The organism is Paracraurococcus ruber (assembly GCF_004353985.1).
In the GTDB taxonomy this organism is placed as follows: domain Bacteria; phylum Pseudomonadota; class Alphaproteobacteria; order Acetobacterales; family Acetobacteraceae; genus Paracraurococcus; species Paracraurococcus ruber.
The window spans coordinates 1-16,043 of sequence record NZ_SMOA01000058.1 but is presented as its reverse complement, the minus strand read 5'-3'; the positions used below and the strand labels follow the sequence as shown (position 1 = coordinate 16,043).

Genomic DNA, 16,043 nt, shown 5'->3' with positions numbered 1-16,043 from the left:
GCACGCTTCATTGTCGCCGCGCCAGCCACCGCCGGTGGAAGACCCCTTCTGGACCCAGGGCGCGGAGGCGCTGCTGGCCCGCCTCGGCGCCACCCCCGCCGGCCTGGCGGAGGCGGAGGCGGCGCGCCGCCTCACCACGCTCGGCCGCAATGCGGTGGCGGATCCTGTGCCCGCCGCCATCGCGTTGAAGGTGCTGCGGCGCCTGGCGGAACCGCTGGTCGCCATCCTGCTGGTGGCGGCGCTGGTCTCCGGCCTGACCGGCGACTGGCCCGGCTTCGGCATCATCCTCGGCATCGTCGGCGTCTCGGTCGCGCTGGACGTGGTGCAGGAGCACCGGGCGGAGCAGGCGGCGGCCCGGCTGCGGGACAGCGTCGCGGTGCGCGCCACCGCCCGGAGGGACGGGCAGGCGCGGCCAGTGCCGGTGGAGTCGCTGGTCCCTGGCGACGTGGTGGAGTTGGCGGCCGGCGCGCTGGTGCCGGCCGACGGCATCCTGCTGGTGGGGGAGGGCGCCCAGGCGAACGAGGCGCTGCTGACCGGCGAGCCCTATCCCGCGCCGAAGCGCCCGGGCCCCTGCGCCGGGACCAACCCGGCGGAGGCCGGCAACGCCCTGTTCGCCGGCACCGCGCTGGTGGCGGGCAGCGCGGTGATGCTGGTGGTGGCGACCGGCCATGCCACGCGCCTGGGCGGCGTCGCCGCGGCGCTGGCGGCGCGCCGGCCGGCGACGGCCTTCGAGCGCGGCCTGCGCGGCCTCGGCCTGCTGATCCTGCGGCTGACCGCCTTCCTGGTGCTGTTCGTGCTGCTGGCGCATCTGGCCTTCCACCGCCCGGCGCTAGAGAGCTTCCTGTTCGCCGTGGCGCTGGCGGTCGGGCTGACGCCGGAATTGCTGCCCATGGTCACCACCGTCACGCTGTCGCGCGGCGCGCTGCGGATGGCGCGCAAGCAGGTGGTGGTGAAGCGGCTGGCGGCGATCCACGACCTCGGCGCCATGGATGTCCTCTGCACCGACAAGACCGGTACGCTGACCGAGGCGCGGATCGCGCTGGCGGATGCCGGTTCGCCGGAGGTGCTGCGCATGGCGGCGCTGAATGCCGGCCTGGCCGGCGGCCTGCCGACGCCGCTGGACGCCGCCATCCTGGCGGCGCAGCCCGTTCCGGCAGGCTGGCGCGCCCTGGCCGAGGTGCCTTTCGGCTTCGAGCGAAGGCGGTCCTCCGTCCTCGTGGAGGGCGACGGGCAGCGGCGGCTGGTGGTGAAGGGCGCGCCGGAAGCCGTGCTGGCGGCCTGCACCCGCGCCGAGGGCCACGATTTCGACCGCGCCGCCCTGCTGGCCGAGGCGGAGGCGCGCGGCGCCGAGGGGCTGCGCCTGCTGGGCGTGGCGGTGCGCGCGGTGCCGGAGGAGGAGAGCGTGACGGGGCCGGAGGCGGAGCGGGACCTCGCTTTCCTCGGCTTCTGCGCCTTCCTCGACCCGCCCAAGGCCTCGGCCGGCAGGGCGGTGGCGCGGCTCGCCGCCTTGGGCATCCGCACCAAGATCGTCTCCGGCGACGCGGCGCCGGTGGTGCGGCATCTCGTCCAGGCGCTGGGCCTGCCGGCGCAGGGAATGCTCACCGGCGAGGAGATCGCCCGCATGGACGACCATGCGCTGGCGGCGCGGGTGGAGCAGGTGGACCTCTATGCCCGCGTCTCGCCCGACCAGAAGCGGCGCATCCTGCTGGCGCTGAAGGCACGCGGCCACACCGTCGGCTTCATCGGGGACGGCATCAACGACGCGCCGGCGATCCATGCCGCGGATGCCGGCATCTCGGTGCAGGAGGCGACGGAGGTGGCGCGCGCCGCCGCCGACCTGATCCTGCTGGCGCCGGACCTGGGGGTGCTGGCGGAGGGCGTGGAGGAAGGCCGCCGCACCTATGCCAACGTCATGAAATACGTCCGCATGGGCACCAGCAGCAATTTCGGCAACATGCTGTCCATGGCGGTGGCCTCGCTGGCCATTCCCTTCCTGCCGCTGCTGCCGGCGCAGATCCTGCTGAACAACCTGCTCTACGATGTCTCGGAACTGGGCATCCCCTTCGATGCGGTGGACGAGGCGGACCTCGCCACCCCGCATGGCTGGGACATGCGGCAGGTGCTGCGCTTCACCCTGGTGATGGGGCCGCTCTCCTCGGCCTTCGACCTGGCGACCTTCGCCCTGCTGTTCTGGGGCTTCGGCGCGGGGGCGGAGGAATTCCGGACGGCCTGGTTCGTCGAGAGCATGGCGACGCAGGTCCTGGTGATCTTCCTGATCCGCACCGCTGGGCCGGCCTGGCGCGCGACGCCGCCGCATCCGGCGCTGGTGGCGACATCCCTGGGGGCGCTTGCCGTCGCGCTGGCCCTGGCGCTGGGGCCGCTGGCGCCGGTGCTGGGCTTCGCGCCGCTGCCGGGCGGCATGCTGGCGGCGCTGCTGGCGCTGGTCGTGCTGTACCTGGCGGCGGCGGAGCGGCTGAAGCGGGTCGCGGTGGCATGACGCGGCCCGGCCCGGCCATGCCCGCCCCAGGGATGCGCAGCTTTGGCGGGCACCGCCGGGCCGATCGAGGGCCAGGAGGGGCTTGCCCTTCGGTGCGGCTGCGGCAACAACCCCGGCCAAACCAAGGGGGGTGAGCATGTTCCGATCCGTCCCGCGCCGCGCCCTGCTCGCGGCCGGCGCCACCGGTCTCGTCGCGCCATTGGCCGCGCCTGCCATCGCCCAGGGCGCCGCCATCCGCATCGGCCTGATCCTGCCCATGACCGGCCCCTTCGCCTCGACCGGCCGGCAGATTGACGCCGCGGTGAAGCTGTACCTGCGCCAGAACGGCGATGCGCTGGGCGGCCGCCGGGTGGAGGTGCTGCTGCGCGACGACACCGGCACCGCGCCCGAGGTGACGCGCCGCCTGGCGCAGGAACTGGTGGTGCGCGAACGGGTCCGCGCCCTGGCCGGCTTCGGCCTGACGCCGCTGGCCTTTGCCGCCGCCCCCGTCGCCACCGAGGCGAAGGTGCCGATGGTGGTGATGGCCGCCGCCACCAGCGTCATCGTCCAGCGCAGCCCCTTCATCCTGCGCACCAGCTTCACCCTGCCGCAGGTCACCGCCCCGATCGCCGAATGGGCGCTGAAGGAGGGCATCCGCAGCGCCGCGACGCTGGTGACCGACTTCGCCCCAGGCCTGGATGCCGAGCGGGTCTTCAAGGAACGCTTCGCCGCCGGCGGCGGGCAGGTGCCGCTGGAACTCCGCACGCCGCTGCGCAACCCGGACTACGCGCCCTTCCTGCAGCGCGTGCGCGACACGAAGCCGCAGGCGCTGTTCATCTTCGTCCCCTCCGGCGAGGGCGCCGCCGTGATGAAGCAGTTCGCCGAGCGTGGGCTTGCGGAGGCTGGCATCCGCCTGATCGGCACCGGCGACGTGGTGGACGACGACATCCTGAACGACATGGGCCGGCCGGCGCTGGGCGCCGTGACCAGCCATCACTACTCCGCCGCGCATGACAGCGCGGAGAACAAGGCCTATGTCGCCGCCTTCACCGCCGCCAACCCAGGCATGCGGCCGAACTTCATGTCGGTCGGCGGCTGGGACGGCATGCAGCTCATCGCCGAAGGGCTGAAATCCACCAATGGTGCCGGCGAGGGCGAGGCGCTGCTGAACGCCATGAAGGGCAAGTCCTGGACCAGCCCGCGCGGGCCGGTGACGGTGGATGCCAATACGCGCGACATCGTGCAGGACGTCTACATCCGGCGGGTCGAGGAACGCGGCGGCCAGCTCTGGAACATCGAGTTCGACCGGCTGCAGGCCGTGCGCGACCCGGGGACGTGAGTGGTCTGCGTGCGCGGGGTGGCCGCAGAGGGGGCGCTGCCCCCTCTGCACTCCCCCGCCGGGGATCGAACCGACCCCCGGGCCCCCGTGCAGGTTCATCGCGGGTGAGGAGACCCCCAGCGGGGGTCTCCTCACCCGCGATGACTCGAGGGTTCCAAGGGCCCTTCGGCCCTTGGCGGGTGGGGTGCGGGGAGGGCAGAGCCCTCCTCGCGGCGACCCGCCCATGCTGACCGTCCTCGTCGACGGCATCGCCTCCGGCATGCTGCTCTTCGTGCTCGCGGTCGGGCTGTCCGTGACACTCGGGCTGATGAACTTCGTCAATCTCGCGCATGGCGCCTTCGGCATGGCCGGCGGCTATGTCTGCGTGGTGCTGCTGAACCGGCATGGCGTGCCCTTCGTGGTCTGCCTGCTGGCGGCGGCGCTGTTCGCGGCGCTGCTAGGGCTGCTGCTGGAGCGCGTGCTGTACCGGCGGCTGTATGGCCGCGACCACCTCGACCAGGTGCTGTTCTCGATCGGGCTGGTCTTCATCGCCGGCGCCGTCGTGGACTGGTTCCTGGGCGCGCGGCAGCAGCTCATCACCCTGCCGGCCTGGCTGAGCGGGCGGATCGAGCTGGGCTTCGTCGGCATCGGCGTCTACCGGTTGTTCCTGATCGGGCTGTGCGGCGCGATCGTGCTGGCGCTGCATCTCGGCCTGGTGCGGACGCGCTTCGGCAGTCGGCTGCGGGCTGCGGTGGATGATGCGGTGGTGGCGCGCGGCCTGGGCATCCCGGTGGAGCGGCTGTTCGCCGTGACCTTCGCGCTCGGCTCCGGCCTCGCGGGGCTGGGTGGCGCGCTGGGGGTGGAGGTTCTCGGCCTCGATCCCACCTTCCCGCTGAAATACATGGTGTATTTCCTGATCGTCGTGGCGGTGGGCGGGGCGAATACCGTGCTCGGGCCGTTCGTGGCGGCGCTGCTGCTGGGCGTGGTGGATGTGGCGGGCAAGTACTACGTGCCGCAGCTTGGCGCCTTCGCCATCTACACGGCCATGGTCGTGCTGCTGATCCTGCGGCCGCAGGGGCTGCTGGCGAAGGCCGCGGCGCGATGAGGCTGGCGCTGGAAGCCGCGTTCTGGCTGCTGGCGCTGGCCAGCCACTGGCTGCTGCCGGAGCAACTGCCGCTGCTGGGCCAGGTCTGGATCGTCGCGCTCTTCGTATTGTCGCTCGATCTGCTGGTGGGCTTTGCCGGCGTGCTGACCCTGGGCCATGCCGCCTTCTTCGGCCTCGGCGCCTACGCCGCCGGCATCCTGGCGCAGCAGGGCTGGGGGGAGCCGCTGTCCGGCCTGCTGCTGGCGGCGCTGCTGGCCGCGCTGCTGGGGCTGGTTACGGCGCCTCTGGTGCTGCACGGCGGCGACCTGCCGGCGCTGATGGTCACGCTCGGGCTGTCGCTGATGCTGGCGGAGGCGGCGAACAAGCTGCCCGGCATCACCGGCGGCGCCGACGGGCTGCTGGGGGTGGAGATGTGGCCGGTGCTGGGCCTTTTCCGCTTCGACCTGTTCGGCCGCACTGCCTTCTTCTACGCGCTGGCGGTGCTGTTTCTGCTGTTCCTGCTGGCGCGGCTGATCACCGCCTCGCCCTTCGGCCTGGCGCTGCGCGGCATCCGTGGCAATGCGCGGCGCATGCCGGCGCTGGGCACGCCGGTGCGGGCGCGGCTGGTCGCGGTCTATGCGCTGTCGGCGGCCTATGCCGGCGTCGCCGGCGCGCTGCTGGCGCAGACCACGCAATTCGTCTCGCTCGATGCCTTGTCTTTCCAGCGCTCGGCGGAGGGGCTGCTGATGCTGGTCCTGGGTGGCCTCGGCGCGCTGTATGGCGCGCTGCTCGGGGCGGTGGCCTTCACCCTGGCGCACCACATCCTGTCCGAGATGAGCCCGCTCTTCTGGCAGTTCTGGATCGGCGTGGCGCTGGTGGGGCTGGCCTTGGCCGGACGCGGCGGGCTGCTGGGGCTGGGCGCGCTGCTGCTGCGGCGGGGCCGCGCATGACGGCGCTGGCGACGGAGGGGCTGAGCCGCGACTTCGGCGGCTTTCGCGCCGTCGCCGGGATTGATCTGGTGCTGGCGCAGGGCGCGCGGCATGCCGTCATCGGCCCGAATGGCGCCGGCAAGACCACCCTGGTGAACCTGCTGACCGGCGCGCTGCGCCCGACCGCCGGCCGCGTGCGGCTGGGCGGCGAGGATGTGACGGCCCTGTCGCAGCATGCGCGGGTGAAGCGCGGCCTGGCGCGCACCTTCCAGATCAACCAGTTGTTCCCGGAGTTCACGCCCGTGCAGGCGGTGACGCTGGCGCTGCTGGAGCGCGAGGGGCTGACCGCCCGCTGGTGGCGCCCCGTTTCGGCACATGGCGCGGTGGTGGCGGAGGCGCGGGCGCTGCTGGACAGCCTGCGCTTCGCGCCGGCGGAGATGCGGGCGGCGACGCGCAGCCTGCCCTATGGCCGCCAGCGCCTGCTGGAGATCGCGCTGGCGCTCGCACTCAGGCCGCGCGTGCTGCTGCTGGACGAACCGGCGGCCGGCGTGCCGCCGGGCGAGAGCCGCGCCGTGCTGGACGCCGTCGCCGCCCTGCCGCGCGACGTGACGGTCCTGCTCATCGAGCATGACATGGACCTGGTCTTCCGCTTCGCTGAACGCATCACCGTCCTCGCCCAGGGCGCGGTGCTGGTGGAGGGCCCGCCGGCCGAGGTGGCGCGCGACCCGCGGGTGCGCGAGGTCTATCTGGGGGAGCCGGCCCATGGCTGAGCCGCTGCTGTCCCTGCAGGGCGTCAGCGCCGGCCATGGCGAGGCGGTGGTGCTGCAGGACATTTCGCTGCAGGTGGCGCCGGGCGAGGCGGTGGCGCTGCTCGGCCGCAACGGCACCGGCAAGACCACCCTGATCACCACCGTGATGGGCGCCGGGCCGCGGCTGCGGGCGGGCTCGATCCGCTTCGCCGGCCAGGACATCGCCCGGCTGCCGAGCGAGCGGCGCGCCGCGCTCGGCCTCGGCTGGGTGCCGCAGGAGCGGAACGTGTTCCGCTCCCTGACCGTCGAGGAGAACCTGACCGCCGTTGCGCGCCCCGGCCCCTGGACGCTGGCGCGGGTGATGGAATTGTTCCCGCGCCTCGCGGAGCGACGCCGCAACCTCGGCAGCGCGCTGTCGGGCGGGGAGCAGCAGATGCTGGCGATGGGCCGCGCGCTCATGCTCAATCCGCGCCTCGTCCTGCTGGACGAGCCGCTGGAGGGGCTGGCGCCGGTCATCGTGCAGGGCCTGCTGGCCGCCATCCGCCGCATGGTGCGGGAGGACGGGCTGGCCGCCGTGATCGTCGAGCAGCATGCCCGCCTCGTGCTGCCCATCACCGACCGCGCCGTCATCCTCGACCGCGGCCGCATCGTCCATGCAGGCGGCAGCGACGCGTTGCTCGCCGCGCCCGAGGTGGCGGAACGCCATCTCGGCCTCAATCACGTTTGAACGGGAGTCGTCAGATGCCCAACGGCAAGCCCCCCTTCCGCGCCGACCATGTCGGCAGCCTGCTGCGCCCGGTCCCGCTGCGGGAGGCGCGGGCGGCGCAGGCGCCGGAACTGCGTGCCACCGAGGATGCCTGCATCCGCGACGCCATCGCGGAGCAGAAGGCGGTGGGCCTGAAGGCGGTGACGGATGGCGAGTACCGCCGCGCCTTCTGGCATTTCGACTTCCTGGCCAAGCTCGGCGGCGTCGAGATGTACGAGGCCGACCAGGGCATCCAGTTCAAGGGCGGCCAGACCAAGGCCTATGGCCTGAAGGTGACCGGCCCGATCCGCTACGAAGGGCATCCCTTCGTGGACGACTTCCGCTTCGTCGCGGCGAATACCGGCGACCCCAATGGCGGAAATGCCGTGGCGAAGCAGACCATCCCGTCACCCTCCGTGCTGCATTTCCGCGGCGGCCGGCGGGCGGTGGACACGCATACCTATCCGGAGATGGCGGGTTTCTTCGCCGATCTCGGCGCCGCCTATGCCGCGGCGGTCCAGGATTTCGCCGCGGCCGGCTGCCGCTATCTGCAGCTCGATGAGGTGAACATCGCCTATCTCTGCGACCCGGAGCAGCTGGCGCAGCTGAAGAACCGCGGCGAGCAGGTGGAGGGGCTGCTGGAGACCTATGCGACCCTGATCAACACCGCCGTCGCCGGCCGGCCGTCCGACATGGTGGTGTCCATGCATCTCTGCCGCGGCAATTTCCGCTCCATGCACATCGCCTCCGGCGGCTACGACCCGGTGGCGGAAGTGCTGTTCAACGGCATCAATGTCGATGCCTACTTCATGGAATACGACACGGAGCGCGCCGGCAGCTTCGCGCCGCTGCGCTTCCTGCCGAAGGGCAAGACGGTGGTGCTGGGCCTGGTCACCTCCAAGACCGGCGAGCTGGAGAGCAAGGACGATCTCAAGCGCCGGATCGAGGAGGCGGCGAAGCATGCGCCGCTCGATCAGCTGGCCATCAGCCCGCAATGCGGCTTCGCCAGCACGGAGGAGGGGAATCTCCTCTCGGTCGAGCAGCAATGGGCGAAATTGCGCCTGTGCATCGAGGTTGCGCGCGAGGTCTGGGGCGAAGTTTAAGGGGGGGGGGGCCAGGGGCGCTTCGCCCCCTGGCGGAGCGTGCAGGGAGGACAGGTGCACCCCATCGCGCACCGCGCGATGGGGACCCCGCCGCGCCTCCCTGCATGTCACAGGTGCTTGCCTCCATCGACCAAGATGGTGGTGCCGGTCGTCAGCCGAAGCTGCGTGACGGCCGCCATGATGGCGAGCGCGACGTCATCGGCTTCCGTCACGGTCCGAAGCGGCGAACTCGCCGCCTGCTTCTCCACCGCTTCCCGGCTGCGCCCCGGCACGAAGTCGGTGGCGACGGCGGAAGGCGAGATGCCCACCACCCGCACGCCCTCCGGCCCCAGCACGCGCGCCAGCGACAGCCCGATGGTGTCGAGCGCCGCCTTGCTGGCGCCGTAGATGATGCTGCTGCCGGTGCCGGTGACGGCGGCGAGGGAGGAGATGTTCACGATCACCGCATCGCCGCTGCGCTTCAGCAGCGGCGCGAAGGCGCGGATGGTGGCGAAGGGGCCGCGCACATTCGCCACCAGCACGCGGTCGATCAGCGCGTCGTCCAGCGCCTCCAGGTCGGCATGCGGCACGGCGCGCGTGGTGGCGGCGCTGTTCACCAGCACGTCGCAGCGGCCGAGTTTCGCTTCGACCTCGGCGGCGGCCCGGCGCAGCGCGGCGCTGTCCTCCATGGGCGTGTGCAGCGCAATGTGGCCGCTGCCCGGCAATTCGCGCAGCAGCGCGGCGGCGCGCTCTGCGCCGCTGTTGTAGCCCACCGCCACCGTCGCGCCCTCGGCCGCCATGCGGCGGGCGGTGGCGGCGCCGATGCCGTTGCTGCCGCCGGTGATGACGGCGACGCGGCCCTTCAGGTCATAGGGGCCCATCCCGCCCGGTTTCGCCTCGGCCATGGCCGTCCTCCCGCTGCTTGCGGCGGGAAGTATCGGCCAGGGCGCGGGCGACGCACAGGGTGGGTCAGGCTTCCTGCGCGTAGGGCAGGGGCGGCACGCCCGACCCGCCGCGGCGGCGCAGGCCGGCCACGGTCATCGCCAGGAAGGTCAGGCCGGCCAGCAGCAGCACGAACAGGGCGGGACCGGGCAGGGCGGCCAGGACGGCCAGCAGCAGGATGGCGGCGCCCAGCGCGGGCAGGGCAGGGGCGGCCTCGGTCCGGCCGGCGGCAAGAAGGCGGGTCGACATGGGACACCTCGCGGCTGCATCTGTGCGGCGCAGGATCGCGCCATGCGGGCATGCGGCACCAGCGGAAGGGCTTCTCCACCGCCACGCGCCGTGCGCATGGCATCTTTCATCCTTCGCTTACCGATCCGTGCATGGGTGGCGCGACAGGAGAGTGGCTATTCGCCGCGGCTCTCCGCTAGGCTCCCTGCCACGCGTGGTGCCCGGGCCCGTCCCGGCGGCGCCAGGACGCCCGCGTCCACCAAGGGCCCCAGCATGGGCCCGGGCTGGCCGGCGGCGCCCGGCCTGCCGCCCGCTTGCGGCGGCAGCCCCGGACCCGGTGGCCTGCTGACTCGCCCGCCTCGCCGGGGGACCGGCGCCGCGGATGGGCAGGCCACCCTGCGCCGACCCGGCCCGCCAGGAGCGGGAGGGCAGAACGATGCCAGATGCCAGCGGCAGACAACCCGGCGGGGCCAGGCCCCGATCCGTCGCCTTCATCGGCCCGCAGGGGGCCGGCAAATCCACGCTGATGGATGCCCTGCTCGCCGCCGCCGGCGCGCCGCCACGCCGCGGCGGGCCCCGTGGCATGGGCACCGAGCTTCGCCTGGCGCATGCGTCGCACATGGGCGATTCCTGGTCGCTGCTGGACTGCCCCGGCTCGGTCGAATTCGCGCATGACGCCGCCTGCGCCGCCGCGGTCTGCGACCTGGCCGTGGTGGTGGCCGAAGCGGCGCCGGGGCGTGCCGCCGCGCTCGGCCCGGTGTTCCGCATGCTGGATGCGCGCGGCACGCCGGCGATCGTCTTCGTCAACAAGATCGACCAGCTGGACGGGCGGGTGCGCGACACCCTGGCCGCGATGCAAGCCCAGACGCAGCGCAAGGTGGTGCTGCGCCAGGTCCCGATCCGGGAAGGCGACCATGTCACCGGCTATGTCGATGTGGTGAGCGAGCGGGCCTATCGCTACCGCCGCGGCGCGCCGTCCGAGCGGATCGCGCTGCCCGAGAGCATCCGCGCGCGGGAGGCCGAGGCGCGGGCCGAGCTGCTGGAGGCGCTGGCCGACCACGACGACGCGCTGCTCGAGAAGGTGCTGGAGGACCTGGCGCCGGAGCCGGCGGAGATCTACCGGCCGCTGCACACCGGGGAACTGTCGGGCGCCGTCGTCTCCGTGCTGCTGGGCGCGGCCGAGCACAACAACGGCATCCACCGGCTGTGGAAGGCGCTGCGCCACGACGTGCCGGCGCCGGAGGAGACGGCCGCTCGCCTCGGCATCGCCGAGGAGGGACCGCCGCTGGCCCAGGTCTTCCGCACCGTGCATGCCGGGCATGCCGGGCGGCTCTCCTGGGCGCGACTCTGGCGTGGCCCGGTGAAGGACGGCACGGCGCTGGACGGGCATCGCATCGGCGGCATCCACCGCTTCCCGAACGGCGAGGCGCAGAAGGCGCCGGAGGCGCAGGCGGGCGAGATCGTCGCGCTCGGCCGGATGGAGGGCGTGGCGACCGGCACCACCCTCGGCGCGACGCCGGCTGGCGAGTCGCTCGGCTTCCCGGCGCCGACGCCGCCGGTGCATGCGGTGGCGGTGGTGCTGGAGGACCGCAAGGACGAGGTGCGCCTGTCCGCCGCGCTGCAGCGCCTGGCGGAGGAGGACCCGGCGCTGCAGGTGGTGCTCGATCCCGAGAGCGGCCAGACCGTGCTGCATGGCCAGGGGGAGCTGCATCTGCGCGCGGCGCTCGACCGGCTCTCGGCCGGGGCGGGGATGAAATTGCGGACCGTGCGGCCGCAGGTGCCCTATCGCGAGACGATCCGGCACGCGGTTACCCAGCATGCGCGGCTGAAGCGGCAGACCGGCGGGCATGGGCAATTCGCCGATGTGAAGATCCGCATCGAGCCGCGGCCGCGCGGCGATGGCTTCGCCTTCGCGGAGGAGGTGGTCGGCGGCGCCGTGCCGCGCCGCTTCATCCCGGCGGTGGGCGAGGCGGCGGAGGAGGCGACGGCCAAGGGCCCGCTCGGCCATCGCGTGGTGGATGTGGCGGTGACGCTGCTCGATGGCGGCTTCCATTCGGTCGACAGCAGCGACATGGCCTTCGCCACCGCGACGCGGATGGCCATGCAGGAAGGGCTCGCCAAGGCCGATCCGGTGCTGCTGGAGCCGGTGCATGCCGTGACCGTCAGCGTGCCGGCGGAATACACGCCGAACGCCCAGCGCCTGCTGACCGGCCGCCGTGGCCAGATCCTGGGCTATGCCGCGAAGGAGGGCTGGGAAGGCTGGGACTGCGTCGAGGCGCTGGTCCCGGCGGCCGAGCTGCAGGAATTCATCATCGAGCTGCGCAGCCAGACCCAGGGCCTGGGCAGCTACACGCACCGCTTCGACCACCTGGCGGAGGCGCGGCACCGGTAGCGAGGGCCGCTGCGCCGGTGCCGTCGCGGGAGGAGGCTCTGCCTCCCCCCCCCGCACCCTCCGCCGCCGGGGCCTTCGGCGAGGCCCCGGACCCCGGCGTCGGTTCGATCGCCCATCGAGCGGCGATCGCTCAGGCCGGTCCAGGCCACGCCCGTGGCCTGGCGGGTGGAGCTCGAGGAGGGCACGGCCCTCCCCGACGCATGCCGGCCCGTCGCAGGGCGTCGCTTGACCGCGCCCGGACCGCCGCGCAGCCTCGCCCGCCATGACAGGGGGGAGGGGACAGCATGCCGGCTTCGGGGCCGCTCGCGGGCATTCGCGTGCTCGACCTCACCACCGTGCTGGTCGGGCCCTATTGCACGCAGCTGCTGGCCGAGATGGGCGCCGAGGTGACGAAGGTGGAGGCGCCGGAGGGCGACGTGGTGCGCCTCATCGGCCCCGGCCGCAGCCCCGGCATGGGCTGCATGTTCCTCACCATCAACCGCGGCAAGCGCAGCCTGGCGCTCGACCTGAAGACGGCCGAGGGCCGCGGCGTGCTGCTGCGCCTGGCGCGCTCCGCCGACGTGCTGGTGACGAATATCCGCCCCGCCGCCATGGCGCGCCTTGGCCTGGACTACCCCGCGCTGCGGGCGGCGAATCCGCGCCTGGTCTATGCCGCGGTGCTCGGCTACGCGCAGGACGGGCCCTACGGCCCGCGCCCGGCCTATGACGACCTGATGCAGGGCGCCGCGCTGATCGCCTCGCTCAATGCGCGCACCGGCGGCGGGGAGCCGCGCTACGTCCCGCTGGCGATGGCGGACCGCATCACCGGGCTGATGGCGGCCAGCGCCATCAACGCCGCCCTGGTGCACCAGGCGCGCAGCGGCGAGGGCCAACTGGTCGAGGTGCCGATGTTCGAGACCATGCTGACCTTCGTGCTCGGCGACCATCTCGGCGGCAAGGTCTTCGACCCGCCGCTGGATGGGGGCGGCTACGGAAGGCTGCTCTCGCCCGACCGGCGGCCCTACCGGACGAAGGACGGCTTCGTCTGCACCATGATCTACAACGACCGGCAATGGCGCAGCTTCTGCGCCGCGGTCGGCTGGCCCGACCTGGTCTCGACCGACCCGCGCTTCGCCAGCCACGCGACCCGCACGCGGAACATCGACGCCGTGCTCGGCATGCTGGCGCGCGAGTTCGAGACGCGGACCACCGCCGAATGGCTGGCGCTGCTGGAACGCGCCGACCTGCCGGTGACGCCGGTGCACACGCTGGAGAGCATCTTCGAGGATCCGCACCTGCTGGCGACCGGCTTCTTCGAGGCGGAGGACCACCCGACCGAGGGCCGCACGCGCCGCATGGCCATCCCGGTGCGCTTCTCGGCGACGCCGACGGGGCAGCGTGCGCCGGCGCCGCGTCTGGGCGCGGATGGCGCGGCGATCCTCGGCGAAGCGGGCTACACGCCGGCCGAGATCGCGGCGCTCGCCGCGGCAGGCGCGGTCCGCCAAGCGTGACGCGGCGAGGGGGAGGCCGTCCCCCTCGCGGTTGGCGGCAGTGCCGCCAACCCTGCCAACGGCCGAAGGGCCCCTGGACCCCTCCAGTTCACCCAGCGAGATGCGCGACCGCGCTGATCTCCACCAGGAATTCCGGCTTCACCAGGCCGCACTGGATGCACCAGCGGGCCGGCGGCTCCGTCGGGAAGTATTCGCGGTACACCGCGTTCATCGCCGCGTAGTGCGCCATGTCCGACAGGAAGATGTTGCAATAGGCCACGTCGGCCATCGTCCCGCCGCCGGCCTCGACGATCGCCTTGATCGCCTCCAGCACCGCCCGCGTCTGCGCCCCGGCATCGCCGTCGCCGACCAGCTTCCCCGCCGCATCCAGCGCCAGCACGCCGGAGACATAGATGGTGTTTCCGGCCTTCACGCCGGGCGAATAGGGCGCTAGCGGGGGCGCGGAGCCCGGCGGAATGATCGGCGTCTTCGGCATGGCGGAACCCCTTCCGGATGCGAAGCGCCACCCCACCATGCGGGACAGGCGCGGGCAAGCGAGGGGAGTGCGGGACGGCATGCCGGTTGTGCAGCGCGCGGGGTGCACCCTGCACTACTGGATCGAGGGATCGGGACCACCCCTGGTCCTCGCTTCGGGGCTCGGCGGCACGGCGGAGTGGTGGGCGCCGCAGGCCGAAGCCTATGCGCGGCGCTTCACCCTGCTGCGTTTCGACCAGCGCGGCACCGGCGCCTCCTCCCGCGTGCCGGTCGCCTCGGTGGAGGAGATGGCGGCCGACCTCGTCGCCATCCTCGACCATGCCGGCATCGGCCGGGCGCGCATGCTCGGCCATTCCACCGGCGGCGCCATCGGCATCGCCATGGCGCTCGACCATCCGCAGCGCCTGTCCTCGCTGGTCGTCTATGCCAGCACCACGCATGGCGATGCCTATCGCCGCCGCGTCTTCGCGCTGCGCAAGCTGCTGCATGCGCAGGGCGGCGTCGCCGCCTATGCCCAGTACACCTCCCTGCTGCTCTACCCGCCCTACTGGATCAACGCGCATGACGGGCGGCTCGCGGCGATGGAGGCGGCGGCCGGCGCCGGCCTCGGCAGCGCCGAGGTGCAGGGCAGCCGGCTGGACGCCATCCTGCGCTTCGACCGCCGGGCGGAGTTCGGCCGCATCGGCATCCCGGTCCGCGTGGTCTGCGCCGACGACGACATCCTGACGCCCCGCTACTTCTCCGAGGAATTCGCCCGCCTGATCCCCGGCGCCGAAGCGGTCTTCGTGCCGCGGGGCGGCCATGCCCTGTCCCGCACCGAGCCGGCGCTGTTCGACGACGCCGTGCTGCCCTTCCTGGAGGCCGATGCATGACAAGCCGCCGCGCCCTGCTCGCCGTGCCTGCCCTGGTCCTGTCCCCCTTGGCCGTCCCGGCCATCGCCCGGGCCAATGCCTGGGCGCCGGAGCGGCCGCTGCGCGTCATCGTGCCCTTCCCGGCCGGCGGCAGCCTCGACACCCAGGCGCGGATCGTGGCGGAGCGGCTGGGCCCCGCCCTCGGCCAGCCGGTGGTGGTGGACAACCGGCCCGGCGCCGGCGGCACCATCGCGGCGGTAGAGGCGGCGCGCGCCGCGCCGGACGGCCACACCCTGATGTTCGGCACCAACGGCACCCATGCCGCCAATGCCGCGCTCTTCCCGCGGCTGGCCTATGACCCGGTGGCGGATTTCGCGCCCGTCACCCTCGTCACCGTCTTCCCGCAGATCGTCGCCGTCGCCGACTGGCCGGCCGAGCGGTCCTTCGCCGGCTTGGTCGCGGCGCTGCGGGCGCGGCGGGACCCGGCGGCCTATGCCTCCTCCGGCCAGGGCTCGCCCACCCACCTGGCCGGGGAGATGGTCTCCCGCGCCCTCGGCATCCCGCTGGTGCATGTGCCCTATCGCGGCCAGGCGCCGGCGCTGAACGACCTGATCGCCGGGCAGGTGCAGCTCATGTTCCCCTCGGTGCCCGATGTGCTGGGGCAGCTGCGGGCCGGGCGGGTGACGGCGCTGGCCGCCATGGCGCCGCAGCGCATCCCGCAGCTGCCCGGCGTGCCGACCACCGCGGAACTCGGCCATACCGGCCTGGTCAGCGCCATCTGGGGCGCGCTCTATGCCCGCGCCGGCAGCCCGCCGGCGGCGATCGCGCGGCTGAATGCCGAGGTCACCCGCATCCTCGACCAGCCTGAGGTGCGTACCCGGCTGGAGGAGGCGGGGTTCGAAGTGCGCCCCGGCCCGCCGGCCGCGCTCGCCTCCCTGCAGGCGGAGGAGACGCAGCGCCTGGGCGACCTGATCCGCAGCGCCGGCATCCGGGCGGAATAGGGCGCGGGGCGGCCGCGCCCCGACGAGCCTTCGCGCCGCCGCCGCCCCCCCCCACCTGGGCATGGCCGCGGCAGTGGGGCGCGGCCATGCCGTCCCGGGCGCGCCCGGTCCCCGCCGGGCCTCTATCCCGCCCCAGGCCCGACCGTGGCTGGCCAGGGCCAGGGCGTCGTGCCGCGAACGGCCGCGCCGCTGCGGCGTTGCCGCCGCATGGGGCGGGAGGCGGCGATGCGGCGGATCGGGCGATGGGTCGCGGCGCTGGCCCTGCTTCCGGCCATGGCGGCC

The 16,043-nt window shown here is 73.4% G+C and carries 14 protein-coding genes; 11 read left to right on the top strand and 3 right to left on the bottom strand.

The window, feature by feature from the left end; all coding sequences use genetic code 11:
- The first annotated feature begins 34 nt into the window (after positions 1-34).
- The 7 genes from mgtA to E2C05_RS13030 all read left to right on the top strand — a co-directional run bounded on the left by mgtA (position 35) and on the right by E2C05_RS13030 (position 8,404).
- Positions 35-2,497, top strand: coding sequence for a magnesium-translocating P-type ATPase (mgtA, locus tag E2C05_RS13060; RefSeq protein WP_240046723.1), 2,463 nt, complete (start codon positions 35-37; stop codon positions 2,495-2,497).
- Between the two features lie 136 nt (positions 2,498-2,633).
- Positions 2,634-3,815: an ABC transporter substrate-binding protein gene (locus E2C05_RS13055; protein ID WP_133220079.1), complete on the top strand. Its 1,182-nt coding sequence runs from the start codon at positions 2,634-2,636 to the stop codon at positions 3,813-3,815.
- Positions 3,816-4,038: 223 nt separating this feature from the next.
- Complete coding sequence (locus tag E2C05_RS13050) at positions 4,039-4,899, top strand: branched-chain amino acid ABC transporter permease (protein ID WP_133220078.1); 861 nt, start codon at positions 4,039-4,041, stop codon at positions 4,897-4,899.
- Positions 4,896-5,828 carry a branched-chain amino acid ABC transporter permease gene (locus tag E2C05_RS13045; protein ID WP_133220077.1) on the top strand — a complete coding sequence of 311 codons (933 nt, stop codon included), beginning with the start codon at positions 4,896-4,898 and terminating at the stop codon, positions 5,826-5,828. The genes E2C05_RS13050 and E2C05_RS13045 overlap by 4 nt, the downstream gene beginning before the upstream one ends.
- Positions 5,825-6,577 carry an ABC transporter ATP-binding protein gene (locus tag E2C05_RS13040; protein ID WP_133220076.1) on the top strand — a complete coding sequence of 251 codons (753 nt, stop codon included), beginning with the start codon at positions 5,825-5,827 and terminating at the stop codon, positions 6,575-6,577. Before E2C05_RS13045 ends, E2C05_RS13040 begins: the two co-directional genes overlap by 4 nt.
- On the top strand, positions 6,570-7,283 hold the full coding sequence (locus E2C05_RS13035; RefSeq protein WP_133220075.1) for an ABC transporter ATP-binding protein: 714 nt from the start codon (positions 6,570-6,572) through the stop codon (positions 7,281-7,283). Before E2C05_RS13040 ends, E2C05_RS13035 begins: the two co-directional genes overlap by 8 nt.
- A 14-nt stretch (positions 7,284-7,297) precedes the next feature.
- A complete protein-coding gene (locus E2C05_RS13030; protein ID WP_133220074.1) occupies positions 7,298-8,404 on the top strand; it encodes a 5-methyltetrahydropteroyltriglutamate--homocysteine S-methyltransferase in 1,107 nt (368 codons plus the stop codon).
- Between the two features lie 107 nt (positions 8,405-8,511).
- Here E2C05_RS13030 and E2C05_RS13025 read toward each other — a convergent pair whose 3' ends face one another.
- Positions 8,512-9,288 carry an SDR family NAD(P)-dependent oxidoreductase gene (locus E2C05_RS13025; RefSeq protein WP_200305553.1) on the bottom strand — a complete coding sequence of 259 codons (777 nt, stop codon included), beginning with the start codon at positions 9,286-9,288 and terminating at the stop codon, positions 8,512-8,514.
- 64 nt (positions 9,289-9,352) lie between these two features.
- The gene (locus tag E2C05_RS13020) at positions 9,353-9,574 is read right to left on the bottom strand and encodes a hypothetical protein (protein WP_133220073.1); all 222 of its coding nucleotides are present in this window, start codon (positions 9,572-9,574) and stop codon (positions 9,353-9,355) included.
- A gap of 361 nt (positions 9,575-9,935) precedes the next feature.
- On the opposite strand from E2C05_RS13020, the gene E2C05_RS13015 reads away from it, so the two are divergent.
- Positions 9,936-11,945, top strand: a complete 2,010-nt coding sequence (locus E2C05_RS13015; RefSeq protein WP_338045139.1) for an elongation factor G — start codon at positions 9,936-9,938, stop codon at positions 11,943-11,945.
- Between the two features lie 284 nt (positions 11,946-12,229).
- Positions 12,230-13,435, top strand: a complete 1,206-nt coding sequence (locus tag E2C05_RS13010) for a CaiB/BaiF CoA transferase family protein (protein ID WP_133220071.1) — start codon at positions 12,230-12,232, stop codon at positions 13,433-13,435.
- Between the two features lie 88 nt (positions 13,436-13,523).
- On the opposite strand, the gene rutC is transcribed toward E2C05_RS13010, so the two are convergent.
- A complete protein-coding gene (gene rutC / locus E2C05_RS13005; RefSeq protein WP_133220070.1) occupies positions 13,524-13,910 on the bottom strand; it encodes a pyrimidine utilization protein C in 387 nt (128 codons plus the stop codon).
- Between the two features lie 79 nt (positions 13,911-13,989).
- On the opposite strand from rutC, the gene E2C05_RS13000 reads away from it, so the two are divergent.
- Together E2C05_RS13000 and E2C05_RS12995 are read left to right on the top strand one after the other, a co-directional pair.
- Positions 13,990-14,781, top strand: a complete 792-nt coding sequence (locus E2C05_RS13000) for an alpha/beta fold hydrolase (RefSeq protein WP_158292099.1) — start codon at positions 13,990-13,992, stop codon at positions 14,779-14,781.
- Positions 14,778-15,761, top strand: coding sequence for a Bug family tripartite tricarboxylate transporter substrate binding protein (locus E2C05_RS12995; RefSeq protein WP_133220068.1), 984 nt, complete (start codon positions 14,778-14,780; stop codon positions 15,759-15,761). Before E2C05_RS13000 ends, E2C05_RS12995 begins: the two co-directional genes overlap by 4 nt.
- Positions 15,762-16,043 lie beyond the last annotated feature (282 nt).